The following is a 25,776-nucleotide window of genomic DNA, read 5'->3' on the forward strand; positions in this document are numbered from 1 at the left end:
TTTGAATATAGAGCTAAGTATATACCCGTTACCACTCAAGCGCTTCTTCGATGGGTCTAAAAACAATTTATGGGGCTTATTAACTTTAGTCAGATTCCTACACGGATGTAGGACATTAGGGTAACGCAGGAGCAGTTACCGAGAATAACCATGACTAAAGTTAATGCCTTGCATACATGGATGTATGTACTTAGATTTCGTCTGGAACATGAAATCTGTGCCTAAATTGTTTTTAGTTCCCACTGAAACCTGCATCTTGAATGGTAACGGGTATATTCCCATTACCAATCAAGATGTGTATTTCAGAATGCTTGAGCGATATCAATTTAGGGCAACGGGTATTGATAATTTTGGTTTTTTTTACATTGTGGTTTGCTATAAAAAAGAATTGTGTGGTAGAAAGGAGTAAGTCATTTCGAAGTCTTTATTAAAAATTATTTTATTTATTTTGGGAAATGGAATTTTTTATAAATACTGACAAAATATGGGTTGTATGCTGAAACATTTAAAAACACGTTATTTTTTATTTATTATTTTAATCATCAATGGTTTATTGCCTAATGAACTATATGCGAATGTTAAAAATTTAAGTTTGTCTCAGCTAAGTGTTGATGAGGGGTTATCACAAGGTACAGTTAATTCTTTGTTGCAAGATTCTAACGGTTTTATGTGGTTAGGAACCGAAAGTGGCATAAATATTTACGATGGTTATTCTTTTAAAACGTTAAAAGGACCTGAAGGGGATTTTGATTCATTTGAAATAAGAGTGCTACTTGAAGATTCAGCAGGGCTTTTATGGATAAACGTATTAGACCAAGGTATTTATACTTACAACTCTAAAACCAATCAATACCAGCTTATTGTTGCTCAATCTTTACTCAATAAAAATGAATATATCTCTCATGTACTTGAAGACGACAATACGTTTTGGATCTCTTCTTCTAAAAAAATATTTACCTTTAAAAAAACAGAAAATAAGGCCGTAGAGGTATTAGACCTGTCGCTTGAATTAATCAATGAGAATTGGATACATCACATAGTTATCAATAATGATTATTTATTTTTAGCGACTGATATGGGACTTTTTGTTTATCACACTATTCAAAAACGATGGAAAAAATTACCAGATATTGGTAGTAAAGGACAAAGTGTAGCCGCCACGAAAGAGTCACAGGTTTATCAGTTACATGCTCATCAAAACAAGCTATATATAGGCACTTATATAAGCGCTTTAGTGCTAGACATTAGTAGTATTGATGCCTTTTTTCTGCAAGATGAAGATTTACCTTACTATCAGACATTAGCTAACGGAATATCAATATGGCAGTTTTATCAAGATGGTGAACAGCTCTATGTAGCTAGCCACCAAGGTTTGTCGGTTATTTCTTTACAAGAAAATAAGCTGAGTCACTTATTTGGTTTTACGGAAGCATTTGATTATGCTTCCGACAATATTATTCGCTCTATGACCAAAGACCGTAATGGTATGTTTTGGTTAGGTACTAATTCTTCGGGGGTGTATTTGTGGAACCCGTCAACAGAGTTAGTCACTAATTATCGTTATAATCAAAAGGATCTTGAAAGTTTAAGTTATAACGAAATATGGAAAATATTACCGCATCATGAAAATAAAGATTTGTTTTGGGTTGCCACCAGTAATGGATTAAATTTAGTTAATGATGCCACTAACAAGGTGACATCTTATTTAGCAGTACAAAATCGAAAAGAACTTTATGGCGAAAGTCATATTTTTCAAATGGCCTATTTTAATCACTATCTGATACTTGGCACTTTTCAAGGGGTAAACGTATTTGACGTTGCAACGCGTGAAATTGTACCTAATGCTTTCTCAGAAGAAATAAACAACTTGTTTAATACTGAAATAGTTAATTTTTTCGTAGATGAAAAAAATGTACTATGGCTAGCCAATCAGCAAGGTATATTTAAAGTTGTTATTGATGAATTAATGGTAGAGCAAGTTTTTGATGTAACTTTAGATAAACATTATAAAAGCGTGAAGCAGGATGTTAATAATCTGCTGGGTTTTTTACCTAATAGCACAATGTTGTTATTTTCAAATAATGATTCATTGTGGGCGTTTGATATAACCACCAGACAATCTCAGCTACTTTATCAACACCCTAGAACCAATATTTCAGAATGGTCTTATATTGATAATTGGGTTGTAGATAATAATCAAACATTGTGGCTAAGCTTTGTGGGTAAAGGTCTTATTGGTTTATCGCTTCCTGATTTTAAGTCAACTTACCATTATTCAAACAGTAATTCCCCCATTGATAATAATATTTATAATTTACAAATAGATCTCGATGGTGATATTTGGTTCTCAAGCCATGATGGTCTTTTTTTAATGGACGGAAAAGATCATTATTTTAGAAATTTTGGCGTAAAAGATGGCTTGGTAAATAAAGAATTTAATGGCGGTGCTGGCAGTATTGTTAAAGAAAACATGTTCGCTTATGGTGGTATGTCAGGCGTAAGCCTTTTTGATCCTTTGGAATTTAAAAAAGTACAATCCCATGATTCTTTTCAAGTGAGAGTCACTCATGTAAACGCCTTATCAAGAGAATTAAATGTACCTTTAATTGTTGAATCTAATCAAGAGATCTCCCTAAATTATGACGACGTAGGTATTAGAATAGATTTTTCAGCGTTTACGTTTGGTAGAAACAACGATATTAAATACCAGTTTAAACTGATGGGGCATGATGATGTTGAGTACCCACTTACTAGCGAAAACAGTATTACGTTTCCTACATTAGTTTCAGGTACTCATACGCTTGAGGCAAGAGTTAAGTCATCCGTAACTGGGCTATATTCAGAACCAACACGTATTGTTTTTTCAGTGAGTTATGCGCCTTGGGCATCGCCTTTAGCTTATTTTATTTATGTTATTTTGAGCTTAGCGTTTATTGGTGTGTGGTTATTTAAACGCAAAAAACAAAGAATAGAGCTGCTTAGCATACATGAAGAAGTTAAATATCGAGAAAACCGGTTACAGTTAGCGCTGATTGGTAGTGATAGTGAAGTATGGGACTGGCAAGCATATAACAATTTAATCTTTGCGAAGCGGGCGGTTCAAGAGTTGGGATTAGAAAACTACAGCGATTCGTACTCGTTTGACGAGCATGTTGCTCTTATTCATCCTGATGATCAAGAAAACTTTGTTGCGCGCTGGCAGTTATTTTTAAATCAAAAAAGCCCTGAAAATAATTTCAATTGTACTTACCGACTTAAAAGTGAAAGTGGTCAATGGTTTTGGTATAAAGACTTAGGGAAAATTGTCGAATTTTATAATGATGGTACGCCTTGTCGGGTAACAGGGGCATATACAAACATTACTGAAAGTAAAGCTGCAAAAGAACGTGCACTTTATTATGGCGACGCCTTTAAACACACCAAAGATTGGGTGCTTATTATCAGTGAAAACTTTAGCAGAGTAACAGCAAATCAATCATTATGTGACGTTTTTGGTTGGGAACAAGATGAATTTGATTTTAATAATGAACTCTTTGGTTTTAATAAAGATCAGCAGAGAAAATATCGAGAAGTTTTTACATCATTAAAAGAAGGTGAGCATTGGAGAGGAGAAGAACGAATCTCGATAAGCAACCTTGTAGACTACCATGTTATTTTAAATATAACGGTTAGCCGAAATGAAACGAATAATCAGCTTCACTACATTTGTGTTTTTACTGATATTACCGCACAAAAAACGGCAGAAAAAGAATTACGCTATTTAGCTAATTACGATCATTTAACCAATTTACCGAATAAGTCTTTTTTATTAGAGCGTATTCAAAATGCAATGGATTACTCACAAAAAAAGAAAACATCTATCGCACTTTTCTTTATTGATTTAGATAAATTTAAGCAGATAAATGATAGCTTAGGTCATGATTACGGAGACCTGTTACTCAAAGAAATTACCATAAGACTCAATTCTATTTTAAGAGCAAAGGATACTGTTGCACGTATAGGTGGAGATGAATTTGTGGTTTTACTTGAATATTTTAAAGGAGCAGCGCAACTTAGCCAAATTGCTCAAAAAATGATAGCAACCATTGGTGAGCCTGTTAATTTGAATGATAATATCGTGAGTGTAGGAGCGAGTATAGGTATTGCTTTATACCCAGACGATGCGAAAAATTCAGATGAATTATTCCATCATGCTGATGTTGCAATGTACTACTCTAAACAGTTAGGTAGAAATACGTATCAGTTTTTTACTGAGCGAATGAATCAAGAAGCTACAGCAAGATTACAGGTTGAGTCTAATTTAAAACAAGCAATATTCAATCAAGAGTTAATTAATTATTACCAACCTATTATTAATACATTACTTGATAAAACAATTGGTTTAGAGCTGTTAATGCGTTGGCAAAGTAAAGATGGCCTTATTTCACCTTTAGTTTTTATTCCCAAAGCAGAAGAGTTAGGCTTGATTATTGCCATTACAGAACAGGCTGTTGAACGTGGTTTGCGAGAATTAGTAGCGTGGAGAAAGCAAAGCAAAGATCTTTTTTTATCAATAAATATATCTCCATATCATTTTGTAAATGATGATTTATATTCATTTATTAAAGCGCAACTTCAAAAATACGATTTACCGCCAAGTGCAATAAAATTAGAAGTTACTGAAAGTGCATTAATCGCTGAACCTAAAAAAGCGATAAATACAATGAACGCTTTATCGGATTTAGGGATTTTAATGGCCTTAGATGATTTCGGAACGGGCTACTCATCACTCTCTTATCTCAAACAACTGCCACTACAAGTTATTAAAATAGATCGTTCATTTATTTCTGGTATTGGCGTAGACGATAAAGATGAAGCGATTGTAGATGCAACAATAGTGTTAGCTAAACGACTTAACATGACATGTATTGCTGAAGGTGTTGAAACAAAAGAACAACTCAGTTATTTAATCATGCATCAGTGTCATAATATTCAAGGGTATTTATTTAGCCGACCTATGGATGAAGTGGGTATAACTCAATATTTATTAACACATAATGGTCGGCAATGATGTTAAGAAATATAGAGTACTTGAATATTTTACATAACGTACCCATTTACCTTATACCGTGTAACTGATTCTAATTGGAAAGTGTTTTCTTATTTTTTCGGTCTGCACAGTTTACTTATTTAAATTTACTTATCGAGGCACTCATGACTCAACATTTTGATTACATTTCTATTGGTGGCGGCAGTGGCGGTATTGCATCTGCTAATCGTGCAGCAAAATTAGGCAAAAAAGCGGCGGTTATTGAAGCCAAATATATTGGTGGAACTTGTGTCAATGTGGGCTGTGTGCCTAAAAAAGCCATGTGGTATGCAGGACAAATTGCTGATGCACTTAACTATTCAGCAGACTTTGGTTTTAAAGCGCCATTACAAGGCTTTGACTGGGCTACACTTGTTAAAAATAGAGAAGCTTACATCGAACGTATTCATGCCGCTTATCAACGCGGTTTTGATGCAAATGATGTTACCGTAATTGATGGTTTCGCGAAGTTTGTTAATAAAAACACCGTAGAAGTTAATGGTGAATTATACACAGCCGACCATATTACTATTGCAACAGGTGGTCGCCCAAGTATTCCAAATATTGAAGGTGCAGAATACGGCATAGATTCAGATGGATTTTTTGCATTAACAGAACAACCTAAAAGCGTTGCTGTAATTGGCGCAGGTTATATAGCCGTTGAGCTAGCTGGCGTTTTTCATGCATTAGGTACAGATGCCCATTTATTAGTAAGAAAAGAAAAACCACTACGCGCTTTTGATGAAATGCTAAGTGATACTCTTGTTGAACAAATGGCGAAACATGGACCAACATTACATATCAACAGTACACCGAGCCGAATTGAAAAACATGACGATGGCCAAATTACCGTTCATCTAGAAAATGGTAAATCAGTTGGTCCTGTAGAAAAACTGATTTGGGCGATTGGCCGCGAACCTGCAACCGACAATATCAACATTGAAGCGACAGGAATCGAATTAGACAAGCGTGGTTTTATACCAACTGACAAGTACCAAAATACCAATGTAAATGGTATTTATGCCGTAGGCGATAACACAGGTCGTGCTCAACTTACTCCTGTTGCTGTAGCTGCAGGTCGTCGTTTATGTGAACGTTTATTTAACAACAAGCCCGACGAGCATTTAGATTATTCAAACATTGCTACGGTAGTATTTAGCCATCCGGTTATTGGTACTGTAGGTTTAAGTGAAAAAGAAGCGATTGCTGAACATGGCGAAGCAAACGTAAAAGTATATAACTCTCAATTTACAGCTTTATATCAGGCGATCACTGAAGACTACCGCGATCCAACACGCATGAAGCTTGTTTGCGTAGGTAAAGAAGAAAAAATTGTCGGTATTCATAGTATCGGTTTTGGTAGTGATGAGCTATTACAAGGCTTTGCTGTAGCGATGAAAATGGGCGCAACTAAAGCTGACTTTGATAATACTATTGCAATACACCCTACCTCTGCCGAAGAATTTGTCACTATGTAGCTTTTTAGAAAGCTAAACGGTAGTTTTTGAAATTTGGATGAATTATTACAAATTTAAAAGCCAGTTACTTATGTAACTGGCTTTTTAACTTTCGCTAAGTGATAAAAATTTAATGGACTTGGTATATACCCGTTATCATTCAAGATGCACTCTGAAATAGCCTCTTGATTGGTAACGGGTATAAAAGTGTTAAGCCACTTTTAACGCTAACTTTTTTAATAATAAAGGTTCACATAGCACTTCCATTAATTCTTGCTTAGTAAACCAATCAAGCGCTTCTTGCTGTAGGTTTGCATCATTAATTTTATATTCAGCACTTATTTTATTTATATTAGGTTGGCCTCGTTTAGGTTCGGGTGCCTGTCCTACCATATTAAAATGTGCTTGTTGAAGATCGTTATTATTTAGTAATGCAGCAATATCAAGATGTTCAATATTTTTTTGTAAAGCTTCAGAAAATTTATCGCGCTGCAGCATAATAGGTAACTCTTTCACTTCTTCTGGTATATTTAAAATACCAAAGAAACGAAACATTTTTGCTAATGTTCTACTACCACTTAGCGCGGATAATGGAATAGAAAAAACTAAGCCAATTACCGTAGGTGATAACCACACGAGCAACATAGGTGAGTAATAATACAAAACAGCGGTAATACATACCCCTATAACGGTATGCCAAAAGTGCTGCTTACATAACAACCCCCAAGGCGCTCCTTTGTATTGTCGTTGCTGAGTAGCCCAGCCTGAATCACGGCCTCTAAAAATATCATAAATATGTTTACTGTGAATCAGCATAAAAATAGGGGCATAGAGAATTGAAAAAAACATTTCAACAATAGCGCCTAGCGTAAGCCTAATAATACCAAGAGGTTTACGTAACGGGCTATGAAAAAAAGCTCTTAATAAGCCTAATGCTTTAGGTACTAATAATATACCCATAGTAAACATAAACAGTAAAAGCATGCGTTCAGAATCAAACAGCGGCCAGTTCGGAAATAGCGAATATTCGTCGGTAAAGTATTCAATATTGACATAGTGTATTTGTATTGCCATAACAATACCGACTAAAATTAGTGCTAACCAAAATGGCGAGGCCATATATCCCATAACGCCTGTTATCATATGAAAACGATTAGGCCAGCGAAGTCCTTTAGCTTTTAATACGGCTAAATGCTGAATATTTCCCTGTGCCCAACGTCGGTCACGAATAGCAACATCAGATAAACTAGGCGGGCTTTCTTCCCAAGAGCCTTTTAGTTCAGGCAGCATTCTCACCGACCAACCCGCTCTTCGCATGAGCGCAGCTTCAACAAAATCATGAGATAAAATATCACCTTTAAAAGGTTTAATACCGCCCAGAGTGGGTAAGCCGGCTGTGTCAGCAAAAGCTTTTACACGAATAATCGCATTATGCCCCCAATAATTACCATCGTCTCCTTGCCAAGCCGTTACGCCACGCGCCACAATGGGACCATAAATAGTCCCCGCAAACTGTTGTAATCGTGCAAACAAGGTATCACCACGATATAAGCACGGTAGGGTTTGAATAATACCGCTATTGTCATCAGTGGCCATTTCTTCCATCAACGTTTTTAATGTATCTACAGAGAGTAGGCTGTCTGCATCAAGCACTAACATATAGTCGTAACGTGCGCCCCAGCGGCTAACAAATTCATGAACATTGCCCGCTTTCTTGGCTTTGTTATCATGACGTCTTCGATACCAAACATTAACTTTACCAGCCAAAGCATTTTTTAACCGTTGAACAGCGGCCGTTTCTTTAACCCATACATCAGGGTTATTAGAATCAGAAATGATAAATATTTCAAACAAATCTCCTAGTCCTTCTGCTGCAATATTTTCACCCATACTATATAGAGCGGCACATGTTTCACTAGGATCTTCATTATATGTAGGCATTAAAAGAACCGTTTTTTTACCGGAAATGCTCGCTCTTTTTTTAAACTGAGATTTACCAGAAAAAACAAAGCCACACACTGCAGCACATGCCGCTAATGCAATCCAAACAAATGTTATAGCAAACAAACTTACCATCGCCCATTGAAGTGCGGTAACCATTCCTTCAGAAACAATTAATACCATTTGATAAGTTGCGTATCCGGTTAACGATAACGCGCCGCCAAAAGTGATAAGTCGAGCTACAATAGCTCTCCATCCCTGCCAGCGATGTTTCACATTAAGGTTTTTTTTAAAATCTTGTGCTGGCATATTTAGTTTTGCTTCGGGTGGTATCGCTTGGTCTTTCAAGTTTATCGTGTCCATCGGTAAAGCCATGTTTCACCCCATTGCTTATCTTTATTTGTTAACGAAACTCTCAGTTCAGAAACGTCTTGTTCACCGGCTTCAAACTTAACAACTACTCTTAAATGACCATTTTCAGGAATGACTTTACTGATAGTCCCTACAATTTTTCCGGTACTACTTGAAGCATTTATGATCATATCTGTGGGAATGTTTTTTCCTTCATAATCTATAACAAAGTCACGAACAGTATTAGAACCAAGAGCACGCCCAGAAGCGGTAGCTACAATTCGACCGTCATGTAATTCTGCTGGCACTGAGTTTCCCCAAGATACTTTGTAAGAAAAAGAGCGTTCTTCACCTGCTTTTAAAGGTTCTTTAGGTTGCCAAAAAGCCACAATGTTATCGTGAATTTCCGCATTTGTTGGAATTTCAATTAATTCAACATGACCTTTACCCCAATCAGATATAGGAGTAACCCAAGCCGATGGTCTTTTTTGATAATGTGCTTCTATATCTTCAAAGTTGGTAAATTTACGACTGCGTTGCATTAACCCAAAACCTTTAATAGCATCATCTTCAAATACGGATACTTCTAAACGACGAGGGTTTGCTAGTGGTCGCCATAATTTTTCGCCGTTACCTTTTATCATAAACAAGCCATCAGAATCATGAACCGCTGGGCGAAAGTCATCGAATCGAGTGGTATTGATAGGGTTAAATAAAAACATAGAGGTTAATGGTGCTACACCAAAAGAAGGTATGTCTTTACGAGGAAAAATAACGCTTTCTACTTTTATTTCCGTGTTTTTCCCTGGAGATGCGGTAAAAGTAAAAGCGCCAGTGGCAGAGGGGCTTTGCATTAAGGCATGAACAATTAAATATTTGTTCTTTTTACTCGGGCGCTCAATCCAAAACTCAGTAAATTCTGGAAACTCTTCACCAGACGGTTTTGCTGTATTAATTGCTAAACCCCGCGCAGATAATCCATACCAATTTGACTCTCCAACCGCTCTAAAATACGTGCCTCCTTGAAAAACCATAAATTCATCCCACTTTGTCGGTGTATTTATAGGATGAGTAACGCTGAAGCCTGAATAACCTTTAGCTTCTGATTTTTTAATATCTTGAAGTTCGTCATTGTAATTAAAAATATCGGTTGTATATAAAATGCGGCGAGAAATACCACCAACGACTAAATTCAATTTAACGGGAGTTTTAAACAAAAAACCTGGATGAAGAGGTGTAAGCCTAAAATTACGATCTTCACGAGACCATATAGTCGCACCACGTTCAAACTGTATTTTTTTATATTCGTCGTAACTCATTTTACTTAATGGGTTATCTTCAGGTATCCGTTGTAATTGATAATCTTGAGACGCAAACTCTTTTGCTTTATTTTTGAGCCATTCTCGGTCAAAGCGATAAGTAGGGCGTTCTTGTTTCTGTTTAGCTTCTTGAACTTTATTTGTATCGTTTTGTGCCAATACATTATAAGAGGACGTTATTGCTAGTGCGGCTAGTGCCGCTAACAAATTGATTCGCTTTTTCAAAGTTATTCCTTTTTACATTGATTAACTGATATTGAGTTGATAAATATTATTTAATTGTCAGTACGTAATAATAAATCAACCCGAACTCGGGATAATAAATTGCAGTAATTTACTGATTTATAGATAAAAGGTCGCAAATATAAAGAAATATTATCTAAATAACACGTTAATTATTTTTTAATGTTGAAATTTATTCGCATAACAAGGAATTTTTACTGCTAATTGCAGTATCAGTAACGACGTTATCCTTTATGATAACGGGTATATATCTTGATAATGCAGAACTTGTACCGATATTAACCATAAGATAATTATTAGGGAATAACTCGCTTAGTCCCCTTATTTTCGCTGGCGATTGATGTGTGGTTAAGTCATGTAGGTTTGTATTTTGTGGAGATTTTCTGTGTGTAACTGGAGCAATGGTTGAGTATGTTTTTCATAACTATGTGAAATATTTACACACTACTTTCTTTTAGGACGGGTAAGCGCTAATTATCTGGAACATGTTTCCTGACTTGCCTAGCAAAAATAATGAACACTTTAACATAGCTCGTTATACGCTTTATTCGATTGACTGAATAATGCAAAGAAGTGGCCGGTTAATTACTCTTCGATAAACAGTTGAAGTAAAAGTAATCTTTAGATTCTATTGTTTAGTATTAACTATCATTCATTTCTACATTATTAGGAAATTCTACCGAAAAACAACAACCTTCGCCGAGTTTTGATTCTAATGACACTTTGCCTTTATGTTTGTCCATTATGGTTCTTACAATGGTTAGCCCAACACCTGTTCCTTCATTTGTTGAAAGTCTTTCAAAAATACCAAAAACAAGTTTGTGATATTTAGGATCAATACCCGTTCCATTATCTTTTATATGTAGGGTTGTTGTGGCTTTTGCTTGCGTAGTATAAATATCAATAATTAATTGCTGAGTAGGTTCTCTGTACTTTAAGGCATTACTTAGTAGGTTTAATACGACTTCTGAAAATAGTCGGTAATTTGCGTTAATTGTATGTAGGTTATCGGCAATATTAATAATCGCCTTGTTTTCAATAATAGTGCTTTCAAGTACTAATAATTGTTCTTCTAATACTGTATTTACATCAACATCTTCTAATATTATTGCTTGTTGCACTATTTTTGATAACTCTAATAAGTCACCTAAAAGAGTTTCCATATTGTTAACATTTTCTATTATTCGCTTGAATCGGTACTGTTGTTTTTCTGTTAATTGTGCGGATAGTTCTGTTGCTAGGTTATTAGAGAAACCAGCAATTGTAACGAGGGGGGATTTAAGATCATGGGATACGGTATAGATAAACTGCTCCATTTCTTTATTTTTATTTATTAATTGCTCATTGAGTAGAGATGCTGCTTTTTTTTCGTTGTCAATATCTTGCATAATATTGAGTAAAACTTTTTGAGAGCGTTCAATATCAAGTTTATTATTGTGTAGTTTTTTGTTTAATGCTTTGCTTTTTATTAGTGCTACTCGTTGATCTTTAATCCAAAAATGCACTATAGCAATTAATGTCACCATTAATGCAGCTAGAATAATAAAACCACTTCTTAGACTATTGTTGAATATAGTTAAGGATTTAGCGTTTAAAGCAACAGAGAGCTGTTTTGAAACGGCTTCTATTTCGTCACGGGAAGGAATATCGTTGTATTTAACGTATTTGTCTAGTTCACGAGCAGAGACATTTTTTTGTATTAATTCAGGTAAGGTATCTAACCTATTTTTATAGGCGAGTAACATACCTTTTGTATGGGGCATTGCTAACTTACCTAAAATACTTGTTCCAAGTGTTTCCAGTGTATCTACTTGTTTTGATGCTCGCGAATAGTTTTCTATCGCGTTGTCTCTATATTCAGTATTTTTTGGTCTTAGCATGTAGTTTTTAAAATTATGAATAAGACCAACGTAACCAATTTGATTTTGTAATTGAAGGATTGTTTGATATACCTTTGCTCGTGTTTTATCCAACTCTTTTTCTTGAGCAATAAAGTCAAAGGTGATGAGTACTTCAAGTGTGAAGAAAAATACTAATATCGTCCACAGTAATATGTTTTTGGTTTTCATTGTTTAATCAAAGGCATAAATACCTACTTATTTTTGTTAAAAATAGTGTTTAAGTTGAATATCGTGCGTCACGACCAAGTTCAAGCATGAGTTTGTTAACTTCTTTTTTTAACTCAATAATATTTTCTTCTCTGTTAAGTGTTACAGAATAAATAGAGCTCATTAATTCATTTTGTTTTTTTAACGTTTTTAGTTCGGCTAAATTTTGTTGGTAATCTTCCTCAACACTTGATAGTCGAATAAGTTGCGGAAGTTTAGGAGCAAGAACAAATGCGGTTAATATTGAGGTAAATGCAGTTAGGGCTTTCAGCCATCCTTGATATTCGTACATAGGAAACCAGGTAACGTATATTTGTACAAAATGTGTGGTGCCACAGAAGAAAATAAACGCAATAAATAGCGCAAAAAGTTCTTTGTGAGGTAAAGCGTTCTTTCTTTTGTAAATTAAAATAGCTAACACGAGGGGGATCAGATAGTAGGCTATACCAATTGCAGCATCAGATAAAACATGTGTCCATAGTATATCTGAACGCCATAAATAACAGTGTCCATGTGGCATGAATGAAGGATTAATAAATTGTTGTAACCAATCGTGCATATCTGTTCCTTAATTAACATTTATTGGCTTATTGTGATTTTATCAACTACAAATAACTATAGAAGTTTTTAATTCTATTTACTAAATTCGATGCTAGGCTAGTGCGCATATTATCTACAATAAATATATGAATTTTTATAATAAAAATTATATTCAAGACCATATCTTGTTATTAAAGAGAGTCATTACTTTGAATGATTTCAAGTATAGCTTACTTTAGTTTTAATGAGGTTAATTGAGCTAGGCACCTTTTATTTAAATGAGTAAGTTATCTCGACAAGGAATACCATTTTGAAAGTACTTATTATTGAAGATAATCCAGATCATCGAGAATTGATCGAAGATGCTTTGAATTTAATAGAAGATGTACGCGTTAAAATATCGTCAGCCGATACCGCACAATTGGGTAAATCCATGTTGTTGGATGGAGAGTTTGATGTTTGTTTGTGTGATTTGCAATTACCTGATTCGAAGATAGAGGAAACGATAGAATGGTTAGGTTCTAAACATTTTTCTCTGCCTATTATTATTTTGACCTCGCTTAATAATTTACAAATTGCCAAAGACTTATTAAACCAAGGTATACAAGATTACATTCCTAAAAATGATATATCACCCCCGTTGTTATATCGGACTTGTCGCTATGCAATTGAAAGGTGGCGGCATCAGCAAAGTATTGAAGAGCATAATAAGAATATGAAGGCATTTTGTGCTAGCCTTTCTCATGACTTTAATGGCCAAATAAATCATATTAAATTGATTTCTGATATTTTAAAAACTGATTTAGAGGCTAGAGTTACTCTAACACCTGATGAAAAAAACTGGTTTAAATATTTAAATACCAGTACAACGGCCATTCATCAATTGATCTATAGCCTTCAGCAGTATTTATTAGTGGGTTCTGCAAAAAAATCTTTTGAATTGATTGACTTAACCGAGATAGTAAATGGCGTCGCTGAATCACTAAAGGAGTCAACAGAGACCGATTTTATACTTAACATCGATAATCCTCTTCCGGTTATTCAAGGTAATGCAGGTTTAATTCATCTTCTTTTTCATAACTTGATCAATAATAGTATTAAGTTCAACGAAAGAGTTCCTAATATCACCTTGTCCTCAATAGAGAACGGGCGTATTGTGAGTATATCTATACAAGATAACGGTATTGGTTTCGACCCATTAAAAACAAAAGAAATGTTTACCCCTTTTACAAGGCTTGCAGATAAAAGTAAGTACCCAGGTTCTGGCATAGGTTTAAGTATTGTGAAACAGGTGATAGAACACCATCGTGGGAGCATACAGGTTGAATCAGAGTTAGGCGTAGGGAGTCGTTTTATAATTAATTTTTTAAGGGATGGTTAGGGTCTGTTGACCTTGTAAGTCTGTTTTGTAGTAATGATACTAAGTTGATTAATTAACAGCTCATTTTTAATATAAGGGATATATATTGAATAACTTAAAACCTATTTCAGCGTTAATGGTTGAAGATAATGTAGATCATGCGCAATTAATGATGGATGCATTTCATGAATTTAACATCAAAAACTCCATTGAACATGTAATGGACGGTGAGCAAGCCATTAGTTATTTAAGAAATACCCCCCCCTACGAAGATACTAAAAAATATCCACGACCAGATATTGTTTTTTTAGATATTAGAATGCCGAGACAAGGCGGAATTGAAACCTTAAAAATAATTAAAAATGATGAAAAACTTCGTGACATACCGGTTGTTATGATCAGTACATCAACCATCACGCCAGATATTCAAGAATGTTATCGGTTCGGCGCAAGTGGTTATGTGATTAAGCCTTTACAGTTTGAAGAATTTTCTAAAAAAATGAAAGAATTAAATTATTATTGGGTGCTGACTTCAGAGTTACCAAAGTGATAATTTTTATATCAAAGTAATTCGAGTGTTTTCACATTATTTCAATTAGTATTAGAGCGTGTTGAGCTTTTGGGTATAAATTGTATTTAAATTAATCGCGCTTAAATGAATCTGTAAGGCAACGCTGTTTAGAAATTTCTGCTGCGTTATCGGTTTTAAGTAGAATACTGCATATTAAAAACGAAGCCTTGCACAATGACCAACTAGCTGTTGTAAAAAGATACCGCAAAGGTCTACACGCGCTAGGTGTTTAATCAATTAATTTGATTGAATCGTCTAAATTATTGCGTTAGCAATAAAAACAGTTCTTATTACAATAGCACTTTAATTGTTAGTAACAATTCAACATCATTCAAGAGTACACAGCGTGAAAAATAAATCTAATATGACACTTAATGGCTTAACTCTAGCTTTTATCTTATTGAGTATTTTTATTGCTACGTTAGCCTTAGCAGATGCAAACAATGAACCTGATAAGCAAGTTAAAGTAGCGTTTGGCACAATAGAACAAGAAATTATTCAGTTAAAGAGTCGTAATGAGTTTAATAACACTCAAATAAAAAAAATACTTAATCAACACTTATTACCTGAAATAAATACCCGTTATTTCGCTTTAAAGTCTTTAGGTAAGTACGCTAAAGATATGTCTGAAGAAATGAAGCTAAGTTATATCCAAGCATTACAAATTCAGTTGATCAATAGCTATGCGAATTTATTAAGTAACTATAACAATGAAAAAATTGTATTTAATAAAAACTCAATATCTGAAAGTGGTAAAATAGCGCAAGTGTATTTGAATATTGAAAGCCGAAATAAAACAAATACCGCAGTAATTAAATTAATGAAAATAACCGATGATGATTGGAAAATATTCGATATTGTTATTGAAGGGATTAGTTTAGTACAAACCAAACAAGCAGAATTAAGTTCAAGTATTACTAAAGTAGGTCTTGTTGGCACATTAGAAAAACTGCAAACTATTAATGCAAAAATAGAGTCAACTCAATAGCGTTTAAGGGTGTTTAGTCAAGTGTTTGATATGTTGTTATCCACAGGTTCGAATATTAGTTCAATAGTTGAGGTACTAATAGAAAACAAAGCTGTACTCTCTATCGGTTTGATTTTACTGGTTATGCTCACTAAGTATAGTTTAGTTAAACTTATTAAACGCAAAGATAAACAAAACAAACGATTAAAAATCAATATGGTTAATAATGCGGTTACCGTATTTATTATTATTGGTCTTTTTAATATTTGGTCGCTAGAAATTCAAAAATTCGCTTTTTCAATTGCAGCGTTTGTGGTTGCTATAGTTTTAGCAACTAGAGAATTTATTCAATGCTTCATCGGTTTTTTATATATTATTTCTACACGACCATTTCGTATTGGTGATTGGGTGCAAGTAGGTGACCATTATGGCGAAGTACATTCTACAGATTGGGCAAAATTAACGTTATTAGAAATTAATATTGATGCTTATGAATACACAGGTAAAACGCTTTATTTACCCAATAGTCAGTTAATAACCTCAGCGATTAAAAACTTAAACTTTTTAAAACGTTATGCTATGCACCATTTTACGGTGACTAGAGATGGCAGCGTAAATCCGTTTATTTTTTTAGACGAACTACATAAAAAAGCTTATGAATACTGTGCCGATTTTAAAGAAGTTGCCATACGCTATAATCAACTGATTGAAAGCCGCTTAGATATAAATATTGCAGGACCAGAGCCTCACATACACATAGCTACTTCAGATGTAGGTAATACGCAAATATTGTTTACTATTTTTTGTCCAACAGACCGAGCAATGGCTATAGAGCAAAAATTAACGGCTGACTTAATGAAGTTTTGGTTTGATCAGCAGCAAAAACAACTAAAGTAAATTCAAAATAGGGAGGTAAATGATAGCTCCCTTATTCTTTTTTAACGAATACCAATTGCAATAACTCCCCCAACAAGCAAGTGATTAAATTTATTGTTCGATAAACACTTTATTATTTGTTGGACTTTAATCTCATAGCTCCTTAAATTCCACTTCACGATTTATCTCTAGATAGTTAATACTATCATTACGTAATTATACAATTTGGAACATTCAATGAAAGAATACAATTCTCTCGATGCAGTAAGAGCATGCTACAACGTACGTCATTGGAGTCAGGGGTATTATGGGATTAACGATAAGGGTAACGTTTATGTTGCACCTATTAATGACAGTCCTGAAATTACAGCTGATTTGAGTGATATTGTAGAAAAAATTCAAGAGCAAGGGTTAACTTTACCTGCTTTAGTGCGTTTTCCTCAAATCTTACATCATCGTGTTCATAGTTTGTGCGACGCCTTTAATCAGGCGATTAAACGTTATAATTACGACGAAAAATATTTATTGGTATACCCAATTAAAGTGAATCAACAACGTGAAGTGGTTGATGAAATTATTTCGAGCCAATTTAACCATGAAACCAAGCAATTGGGATTAGAAGCCGGTAGCAAGCCAGAGTTATTAGCTGTATTGGCATTAGCGCAAAAAGCGTCTTCAGTTATTGTTTGTAATGGTTACAAAGACAGAGAATATGTGCGTTTAGCACTTATCGGTGAAAAGCTTGGGCATAAAGTACATATTGTTTTAGAAAAAGTGTCTGAATTAGCAATGATTTTAGCCGAAGCTAAAGCGTTAAACGTAGAACCAAGGCTTGGTATACGTGTACGACTTGCGTCGCAAGGGAAAGGAAAATGGCAAGCAAGTGGTGGTGAAAAGTCAAAATTTGGCTTATCGGCTACTCAAATTTTGCATGTAATTAATACATTGAAAGAGGCTAAGCAACTACATACATTGAAACTCGTGCATTTTCACTTAGGCTCGCAAATTGCCAACATTCGCGATGTTAGGTTAGGAGTGAGTGAAGCGGCGCGTTTTTATTGTGAATTAAGAGAATTAGGCGCTGAACTTTCATGTATGGATGTGGGTGGTGGATTAGCGGTTGATTATGACGGCACAAGAAGCCAGTCTCATAACTCTATGAACTATAGCCTAGCGGAATACGCGAATAACATCGTGTACACCATTGGTGATATTTGTAAAAGCTATGATCAACCTATGCCGATGATTATTTCTGAATCTGGACGTTCGTTAACAGCGCATCATGCTGTGCTTATTTCAAACGTTATTGGTGCTGAATGTTATGAGCCTGAAGAAATCGCTAAGCCTGTAAAAACAGTACCGTTGATACTCATTAATATGTGGGAGTCGTGGCAGCAATTACAAGAGCGTAATGATGACCGTGCACTAATTGAAATATATCACGATACACAAAACGATATTAGCGAAGTACATAATCAATTTGCGTTGGGTTTAATTAACTTAGAGCAACGTTCGTGGGCTGAGCAAGTTAACTTACGTATTTGTTTTGAATTGAATCAACTTATGGATTCTAAAAATCGTTTTCATAGACCAATTATGGATGAATTATCTGAAAAATTAGCCGCTAAGTTTTTTGTTAATTTTTCATTGTTTCAATCGTTACCAGATTCTTGGGGTATTGATCAGGTTTTCCCTGTGTTGCCACTGAATCATTTAGACAATGAGAAAAAACAACGCGCGGTTTTACTTGATATTACTTGTGATTCAGATGGTGCTATTAACCATTATGTTGACGGACAAGGTATTGAAAGTACTTTGTTAGTACCTGCTTGGACAGAAGACAAACCATATTACATGGGATTTTTCTTAGTAGGCGCTTATCAAGAAATACTAGGCGATATGCATAACCTATTTGGTGATACCCATAGCGTTGTTGTTAACCTAGCTGAAGATGGCAGTATTGACATGTCAGAGATTAATGAAGGCGATAGCGTTGAAGAGATGCTGGATTATGTGCATTTAGATGCTGAAATGTTTAAAGAAACATACAAAGAATTAGTAGACAGCAAATTACCAAGCCATGAACGCGATAGTATCTATAAAGAACTTGTTGCGGGCTTGAAAGGTTATACCTATTTAGAAGAGCTATAAGTGAGTACGAATAAAATGGCAGGTGTTTTTAACCAAGTAGATAATTCAATCTACTCTAATGCGATGACGTTTCTACGTCAGCCATTAGTGGTTGATCCAATCAACAGCGACTCAGACATTGTTGTATTGGGTTTTCCGTTTGATATGGCGACTACAGGACGTTCTGGGGCTCGAATGGGTCCCACTGCTATTAGACATGCGTCAGTGAATTTAGCGTGGGAAGGTAAGCGTTTTCCGTGGCCTTTTAACTTAACTAAGCATTGTAAAATAGTGGATGCTGGCGATTTGGTTTATAACTGTGGCGACTCTGAAGCGTTTTGTCAGCAAGTTGATGCCGCAGTCAGTACGTTATTATCAGCTGATAAGACGATATTAGCTTTAGGCGGCGATCATTTTATTACCTTGCCGCTATTAAGAGCGTACGCTAAAAAGTTTGGCAAAATGGCGTTAATACACTTTGATGCGCATACTGATACTTATAGTAATGGCAGCCGTTATGACCATGGCACTATGTTTTATCATGCACCTAAAGAAGGGCTTATTGATAAAGATGCATCAGTGCAAGTGGGTATACGTACAAACTACAAGCAGAAAGATCATGGTTTTAAGGTGATAAATGCCTCAGAAGCGAATGATATGCCGACAGATGACATTGTCTCTATTATTCGTGAAAGAGTGAAAGATATGCCTGTGTATTTAACTTTTGATATTGATTGTTTAGATCCTGCTTACGCGCCAGGCACAGGAACACCGGTATGTGGTGGATTAACCACAGATAAAGTATTAAAGATATTACGTGGTCTTTCAGGCATTAATATTGTAGGAATGGACGTGGTAGAAGTTGCACCTTCCTATGACAATAGTGAAATTACGGCGTTAGCTGCAGCCACTATAGGGTTAGAACTTATGCACTTATGGGCTGCTAAACACCTTTCAATCTAAAGTATTTAAATATCAACCCCGTTGTCTTGAAATAAGGCAACGGGGTTATTTTACTCAACAACCTTTTTAATCATTAACGAACCATCAATATGAACATCTCTTTGCGGAAAGGCGATAACAATATTATGTTGCGTAAATAATTCGTCAATCTGAAATCTTACTTCACTTCGAGCTGTTCGTAATCCTCCTTCAACATTAGAGTTTATCCAGAATATAGCTTCAAAAATTAAGGCATTGTCACCAAAGTCTTCAAAGGTAACGATAGGTTTAGGATCACTAAGAATGTTCTCTTGGTTATCAATAACTTGTTGTAGTAACTGAGCCACAAGTTTTGCTGATGTACCATAAGCTACACCTATACGCACAGAAGTACGTACAAGTCGGTCAACTAATGTCCAGTTTACAACGGTATTTTCTAACAGCTTACTATTCGGAATGAGTAAATGTACGCCATCTGTTCTTCTTATGCGTGTTGAACGCGTATTAATTTTTTCTACAATACCTTTTGCATTATCTACTTCAAGAAAATCCCCTATACGAATGGGTTTTTCCCACATTAATATCCAACCACTAATAAAATTATTAATAATATTTTGTGCGCCGAAACCAAATCCAATAGCGATGGCACCTGATAGAAATGCAAAGGCTGTAATAGGAACATTGATTAAGTCGAGTATGGTGATGACCAATATGGTAATAGCAACAACATAGAATAGACGTTGTAAAAGATGGATAACATTAGGATCGGTATGTCTTGATACTAAACGTCTTGAGATAAACTTAATCAGAATTTTGGTTAGCCATAAACCAAGCATTATCCAAACAGGTATGAGAATAATGCTTTTCAAGGTAAGAGGTTGTCCGCCTATTACTAAAATGCTTGTATTGAGGAAGGTACTTGCTTGCTCTAACGTCATAGGTTCTCCATTTATTTTAAGAGCACTTAACTATTTTTATTTTAGGTGCTCTTATATATTTTATTTTTTAGTTATTGTTTGTAAAAAAACAAGAGAAGGGTCAACTAAAAATTGATCGCCTAGCGCTTCTCTACCTAACAACATTAAATAGTTCATATCAGATCTATCGGTTAAGGTAATTTCAATCGCCCATGTTTTGTCACCGAGTGTTATTGGTGTTTTTATAACGTAGCGTTGTTCAGCTTCACCATTAGACGATTTTACTTTTCTGATATCGCTTAAAGGCGCTGTACAAGAAACCAGCCGGCTAACATTATGAATGTCAGGATGAATATCAAAAGTAACGTAAGGTTTACCTTTTTTCATTAATCTAACAATGTTATCCACATGCAGCGACGAAGTTTTTGCGCCGGTATCAACTCTTACTTGTAAATCAGTAATAGCAAGATCAGGTAAGTCGATCGACTCTAATCGGCCGATAATCGTTTTAGTATCACTATTCATAATATTCTCTAAATTGTCTTTATAACTAATAATGATTTATGTGTTAAAGGTATAAACCACTTTCAGGTAGTAATAAATCTTGTACTGTTTCTATGTGCTCAGCAATTTCTTCATCACTTTCTTTAAAGTAAGCGATATGAAACATTGCTTCGCCTTCTTGTACTAAAGGTATATTTTGTTTACCAATTAATATGCCTGAACGTGACGCGGTTACAACGCCCAACACATCACCATACGGGCTACCAATTTCGGCTAATAATTCACCTTTCGTTATTTGGTCGCCTAAATTGACTTTGTTATTTACTATGCCACTGGCATTGGCTCTATGCCAACCACTGCTATTAGCAATATAAGGGTCTGTTGGTTTCTTTTTACGTGGTTTTTTACGCATTAGACCTAAATGTTGTAATACATTTTCAATACCTCTTATACCTGCTCTAATAGAAAACTCATCAAAACGTAAGGCTTCACCGGCTTCGTAAAGTAGTACTTTGGTGTTGTTTTTAACTGCAGCATCTCTTAATGAGCCGTCAATAATGGTTGAGTGTAAAACAACGGGTACGCCAAACACTTGCGCAAGTAACTTTGTTTCTTCGTCTTCCATATCGCCTCGAATTTGAGGCAAGTTAGAGCGATGAATTGCACCCGTATGTAAATCAATACCATAGTCGCAATGTTTCACTATTTCGTTCAAAAATATATGTGCAACACGCGCAGCTAATGAACCTTTAGCTGAACCTGGAAAACAGCGGTTTAAGTCTCTGCGATCAGGCATATAGCGACTTTGGTTAACAACACCATATACGTTCACCATAGGAACAGCGATAACAGTTCCTCTAATAATTTTGAAATTCTTTTGGCTAATTAAACGTCTAATAATTTCGATACCATTTAATTCATCGCCATGTACAGCAGCACTGATAAATATAGTTGGACCGGGTTTTTTAGCGCGAATGATGTGAATGGGTAAAGAGACATCCGCGTCGGTATATAACTTAGCTACAGGGAGTTCAATTTTACGTTGTTCTCCGGGTAAAATTTCAAATTCACCTATTCGTAATACATCACTCATTGTTGATATTATCCTTGTCCGCGTGTTTTGTTATTCGATGTATTGTTTTCATTTTTTTCAATGAAGTCAAAAACCATACCGGCAATGTTTTTACCTGTCGCCGTTTCAATACCTTCAAGACCTGGAGATGAGTTAACTTCCATTACCATAGGCCCGTTAATTGATTGTAATAAATCTACACCACATACATTTAAGCCCATTGCTTTTGCAGCATTAACGGCTGTTTCTCTTTCAGCTTTACTTAATTTAACTACTTCGGCTGAGCCACCACGATGTAAGTTAGATCTAAACTCGCCTTCAGCACCTTGTCGTTTCATGGCTGCAACAACGCGTCCGCCAATCACTAAACAGCGAATATCAGCACCGCCAGACTCTTTAATATATTCTTGTACTAGTATGTTGGCTTTTAGTCCCATAAAGGCTTCGATAATACTTTCAGCGGCTTTAGCTGTATCAGCAAGTACAACACCTATGCCTTGAGTACCTTCAAGTAGTTTAATAACTAATGGTGCGCCACCTACATTTTTAATTAAATCTTTAATATTATCTGGCTTGCTCGCAAACCCAGTTCTTGGTAAGCCAATACCTTTTCTTGATAATAATTGTAGTGAGCGTAATTTGTCACGAGAGCGACTGATTGCTACTGATTCGTTAACATTAAATGTTCCCATCATTTCAAATTGACGCGCTACAGCGGTACCGTAAAAAGTAATAGAAGCACCAATACGAGGAATAATAGCATCGTATTTTGGTAACTCTTTACCGTGGTAACGAACTGTTGGACGACTACTCGTAATATCCATATAGCAATGTAATGTGTCTATAACATCCACTTCGTGGCCTTGTGCTTCACCTGCTTCTTTTAAGCGTCGAGTAGAGTATAGGTTTGGGTTTCTTGATAAAATGGCTATTTTCATGTTGTTCGTCTTCCTAATAAAAGTAATACCAGCTTCATTAATGAAGTTGGAATAAAGGGACATTCAATAGTAAGCGTGACACTAACAACCGCCGAAATGCATTAAATGCCTTAATGTGTGCCGCAGTGTATACACTACAAACTGGACAATAAAACTAAATATTTTATACTGTTTAACAAATATTTTTGATTAGACTGGTTTAAGCGTAGACGATGAAAATTGAATTGCTAAAAACATTTCTCGAGGTCAGCCGAACCTTACATTTTAGAGTTGCTTCTGAAACTTTATTTATAACCCAATCTGCCGTAAGTGCCAGAATAAAATTACTCGAAGATGATTTAGGTGTTTTGTTATTCGATCGTAGTCAAAAGCATTTAAAATTAACACCAGAAGGGCATAGGCTAATTAAACATGCCAATGAACTTATTTTTATGTGGCAAAAAACCAAACAAGATGTAGGGATTGCACAAAGTAATACAACTCAGTTGGTGATTGGCTCTATGATGTCTATTTGGGATATAGCCTTACAAGATTGGTTACAAAAACTGCATAAAAATATGGATGATTGTAGTTTATTAACGGCTACATATAGCCCTGTAGAATTGAGAAAAAGCCTGTTAAATCGGGTTATTGATATTGCTTTTTTATTTGAACCTTCTTTTGTTGAAGATTTGATCACAGAAAAAGTTGCGACAGTACCTCTGCATTTAGTATCAACTAATCCGAGCGATATAGATAATTCAGATCATCTTGAAAATTTTATTATGGTTGATTATGGAGAGTCGGTTAACGTGAAATATATGCGAGACTTTCAACATGCTCCGGCTGCTAAGCATCATATGAATCAACCGATTGTTGCTTTAAATTTTATACTTGATGTAGGAGGTTGTGCTTACTTACCAAGGCAAATGACTTTTGAATATGTGCGTAAGAAAAAGTTGTATATAGTGGAAAATTCGCCTGTTTACTCACGTGATATTTACGCAAATTATTTGGCTAAAAGCCAAAAAGTAGAAATGATCGAACAAGCTATTGAGTTGTTTCCTTTTGTAAAACTATAACTCATCTTATCCTGTCAGCTTTTTCAAACGAACAAAATAAAATGAGTTATTTAAATAAACTATCGAGTAGATTTTACTTCTCAAATATTGATTATTTTGCTGAAGGTAACGATTTTACTTCGTTATAACCATTCGATACTAAATCATCATTTACACACTCAAGTAAGTAAGCTTTTAACTCTTCGCTTGCTACTTCATCTTCTGCCGCGTCTTGTTTACACATTGCGAGAACAGATTGAATATAAGAAGCAGAAGCTTGCTCTGAACTTTCGTTGTCTTCATCAGCAAAAGTAAATGTGCTAACGGCTGTTAATAGAGTGATTAAAAGTAATTTTTTCATTTTGTTATCCTAAAATTAGTGTTCCCATTCGTCAATTAACGTGTTGGTTTCTTGATCTAACCAACGTTTTTCACGAAGCATATCAAGCCTCTTTTTTACAATAAGCTTATGTTTTGTTTTTTTCTTAATGGCGGTCTTATTTCCAGAACCATAGGCTATTTCAAAACCTGAAATGCCTGAATTAAAATACGAATCATCGTCTAAGCTTATATCTTCATCTAAGCTTGCGTCATCATATTCACTAACGTTCATTAATTTTTCCTCTAAAAAATTCACCATTGAATTTCGCTAGATATTGAGTTGAAAATAAGAATAAGAAAAGCTAAATGTTTTTGTTTCGAAGATAAAAAATTTTGATGAATAGAGGGAGGGGGGATATACCCGTTATTATTCAAGATGCAGGTTTCTGTGGGAACTAAAAACAATTATTAGTGACTCTGTATTTTAGTGTGACTGATGTTACTCACCATAAAAATTTTTAATGCGTAGGGTAAAAATTTAACGTTTTAATATTTCACCTTACCTAATATAGAATTTAACAATAGAGAAATATAAGTTAATCATCATTATGTTAATGCCTAAGCTACAGCCTTTCCCAATTAAAACCCAAAAACAGAGCTTTTTAACAAAGCTATTTAAACTACTAATACGCAAGCGTCAATGGCAAGTTATTGAAGATTGGCGTTATAAGTTACCGAATAACCGAACTATTATTATTCCCAAAGGGTTTGTGTTTGATGGTAGTTCATACCCTTGGATTGTTTGGCTGTTTTTTTCACCAACAGGTTTGTTGTTAGTTCCTGTGATCATTCATGATTTTTGCTTTAAATATAATTATTTATGGGCTATTCAAGATGAAAAAGTGTTTAAATTTAAGCAGAATAATGGCTTTTTTAATTGGTGTGCATTAATTAGAAATATTGGTATTAAAAGAAATGAATTAATGATGATCGATTATTTTATTTGGTTATTAACGCTATTTTTTGGTTGGATAAATTGGCTCTTGTTAAGAAGAGTAGAGCACAAAGAGATATGTCCACAAGGGCATCTAACCTCAGATAATTAATTGAC

The 25,776-nt window shown here is 35.0% G+C and carries 20 protein-coding genes; 10 read left to right on the forward strand and 10 right to left on the reverse strand.

Annotation, left to right across the window (positions count from 1 at the left end; translation table 11 throughout):
* The first annotated feature begins 493 nt into the window (after positions 1–493).
* Both ACM9HF_RS14225 and gorA read left to right on the forward strand, forming a co-directional pair.
* Positions 494–5,050 carry an EAL domain-containing protein gene (locus ACM9HF_RS14225; RefSeq protein ID WP_473609994.1) on the forward strand — a complete coding sequence of 1,519 codons (4,557 nt, stop codon included), beginning with the start codon at positions 494–496 and terminating at the stop codon, positions 5,048–5,050.
* A 143-nt stretch (positions 5,051–5,193) separates the two neighbouring features.
* On the forward strand, positions 5,194–6,546 hold the full coding sequence (gene gorA / locus ACM9HF_RS14230) for a glutathione-disulfide reductase (RefSeq protein WP_473609997.1): 1,353 nt from the start codon (positions 5,194–5,196) through the stop codon (positions 6,544–6,546).
* 189 nt (positions 6,547–6,735) lie between these two features.
* Here the strand turns inward: gorA and mdoH are convergent, their stop codons facing one another.
* The 4 genes from mdoH to ACM9HF_RS14250 all read right to left on the reverse strand — a co-directional run bounded on the left by mdoH (position 6,736) and on the right by ACM9HF_RS14250 (position 13,046).
* A complete protein-coding gene (mdoH, locus tag ACM9HF_RS14235; protein ID WP_473610001.1) occupies positions 6,736–8,841 on the reverse strand; it encodes a glucans biosynthesis glucosyltransferase MdoH in 2,106 nt (701 codons plus the stop codon).
* The gene (locus ACM9HF_RS14240; protein ID WP_473610005.1) at positions 8,817–10,361 is read right to left on the reverse strand and encodes an OpgD/OpgG family glucan biosynthesis protein; all 1,545 of its coding nucleotides are present in this window, start codon (positions 10,359–10,361) and stop codon (positions 8,817–8,819) included. The genes mdoH and ACM9HF_RS14240 overlap by 25 nt, the downstream gene beginning before the upstream one ends.
* 659 nt (positions 10,362–11,020) lie before the next feature.
* Positions 11,021–12,448, reverse strand: a complete 1,428-nt coding sequence (locus ACM9HF_RS14245; RefSeq protein ID WP_473610009.1) for a sensor histidine kinase — start codon at positions 12,446–12,448, stop codon at positions 11,021–11,023.
* 49 nt (positions 12,449–12,497) lie between these two features.
* Positions 12,498–13,046: a hypothetical protein gene (locus ACM9HF_RS14250; RefSeq protein WP_473610012.1), complete on the reverse strand. Its 549-nt coding sequence runs from the start codon at positions 13,044–13,046 to the stop codon at positions 12,498–12,500.
* A 291-nt stretch (positions 13,047–13,337) separates the two neighbouring features.
* Between ACM9HF_RS14250 and ACM9HF_RS14255 the strand changes: the two genes are divergently transcribed.
* From ACM9HF_RS14255 to speB, 6 genes are all read left to right on the forward strand, one after another.
* Entirely contained in the window at positions 13,338–14,408 is a 1,071-nt protein-coding gene (locus tag ACM9HF_RS14255) for an ATP-binding protein (RefSeq protein ID WP_473610016.1), read from the forward strand.
* Between the two features lie 85 nt (positions 14,409–14,493).
* Positions 14,494–14,937 carry a response regulator gene (locus ACM9HF_RS14260; RefSeq protein WP_473610020.1) on the forward strand — a complete coding sequence of 148 codons (444 nt, stop codon included), beginning with the start codon at positions 14,494–14,496 and terminating at the stop codon, positions 14,935–14,937.
* A 367-nt stretch (positions 14,938–15,304) separates the two neighbouring features.
* Positions 15,305–15,946 carry an MlaC/ttg2D family ABC transporter substrate-binding protein gene (locus tag ACM9HF_RS14265; protein ID WP_473610023.1) on the forward strand — a complete coding sequence of 214 codons (642 nt, stop codon included), beginning with the start codon at positions 15,305–15,307 and terminating at the stop codon, positions 15,944–15,946.
* A gap of 30 nt (positions 15,947–15,976) precedes the next feature.
* On the forward strand, positions 15,977–16,822 hold the full coding sequence (locus ACM9HF_RS14270; protein ID WP_473610026.1) for a mechanosensitive ion channel family protein: 846 nt from the start codon (positions 15,977–15,979) through the stop codon (positions 16,820–16,822).
* Positions 16,823–17,038: 216 nt separating this feature from the next.
* A complete protein-coding gene (gene speA, locus ACM9HF_RS14275) occupies positions 17,039–18,952 on the forward strand; it encodes a biosynthetic arginine decarboxylase (protein WP_473610029.1) in 1,914 nt (637 codons plus the stop codon).
* 15 nt (positions 18,953–18,967) lie between these two features.
* Complete coding sequence (speB, locus tag ACM9HF_RS14280; RefSeq protein ID WP_473618311.1) at positions 18,968–19,894, forward strand: agmatinase; 927 nt, start codon at positions 18,968–18,970, stop codon at positions 19,892–19,894.
* Positions 19,895–19,944: 50 nt separating this feature from the next.
* On the opposite strand, the gene ACM9HF_RS14285 is transcribed toward speB, so the two are convergent.
* Genes ACM9HF_RS14285 through rimK form a run of 4 tightly spaced genes read right to left on the reverse strand, consistent with a single transcriptional unit; the run spans position 19,945 to position 23,304 of the window.
* Complete coding sequence (locus tag ACM9HF_RS14285) at positions 19,945–20,811, reverse strand: mechanosensitive ion channel family protein (protein WP_473610032.1); 867 nt, start codon at positions 20,809–20,811, stop codon at positions 19,945–19,947.
* Between the two features lie 60 nt (positions 20,812–20,871).
* Positions 20,872–21,315, reverse strand: a complete 444-nt coding sequence (locus ACM9HF_RS14290; protein ID WP_473610035.1) for an ATP-dependent zinc protease family protein — start codon at positions 21,313–21,315, stop codon at positions 20,872–20,874.
* A gap of 43 nt (positions 21,316–21,358) precedes the next feature.
* A complete protein-coding gene (locus ACM9HF_RS14295) occupies positions 21,359–22,387 on the reverse strand; it encodes a succinylglutamate desuccinylase/aspartoacylase family protein (protein ID WP_473610038.1) in 1,029 nt (342 codons plus the stop codon).
* An 8-nt stretch (positions 22,388–22,395) separates the two neighbouring features.
* Positions 22,396–23,304 (reverse strand): 30S ribosomal protein S6--L-glutamate ligase, encoded by a 909-nt coding sequence (rimK, locus tag ACM9HF_RS14300; protein ID WP_473610042.1) that lies wholly within the window; start codon positions 23,302–23,304, stop codon positions 22,396–22,398.
* Between the two features lie 212 nt (positions 23,305–23,516).
* On the opposite strand from rimK, the gene ACM9HF_RS14305 reads away from it, so the two are divergent.
* A complete protein-coding gene (locus tag ACM9HF_RS14305) occupies positions 23,517–24,365 on the forward strand; it encodes a LysR family transcriptional regulator (protein WP_473610045.1) in 849 nt (282 codons plus the stop codon).
* Between the two features lie 91 nt (positions 24,366–24,456).
* Here ACM9HF_RS14305 and ACM9HF_RS14310 read toward each other — a convergent pair whose 3' ends face one another.
* Both ACM9HF_RS14310 and ACM9HF_RS14315 read right to left on the reverse strand, forming a co-directional pair.
* Entirely contained in the window at positions 24,457–24,705 is a 249-nt protein-coding gene (locus ACM9HF_RS14310; RefSeq protein ID WP_473610048.1) for a hypothetical protein, read from the reverse strand.
* Positions 24,706–24,720: 15 nt separating this feature from the next.
* Positions 24,721–24,957, reverse strand: a complete 237-nt coding sequence (locus ACM9HF_RS14315; RefSeq protein WP_473610052.1) for a hypothetical protein — start codon at positions 24,955–24,957, stop codon at positions 24,721–24,723.
* Between the two features lie 316 nt (positions 24,958–25,273).
* On the opposite strand from ACM9HF_RS14315, the gene ACM9HF_RS14320 reads away from it, so the two are divergent.
* Positions 25,274–25,771, forward strand: coding sequence for a DUF1353 domain-containing protein (locus ACM9HF_RS14320; RefSeq protein WP_473610056.1), 498 nt, complete (start codon positions 25,274–25,276; stop codon positions 25,769–25,771).
* Positions 25,772–25,776 lie beyond the last annotated feature (5 nt).

The sequence above is a fragment of the Colwellia sp. RE-S-Sl-9 genome (assembly GCF_048296855.1).
Classification (GTDB): Bacteria; Pseudomonadota; Gammaproteobacteria; order Enterobacterales; family Alteromonadaceae; genus Pseudocolwellia.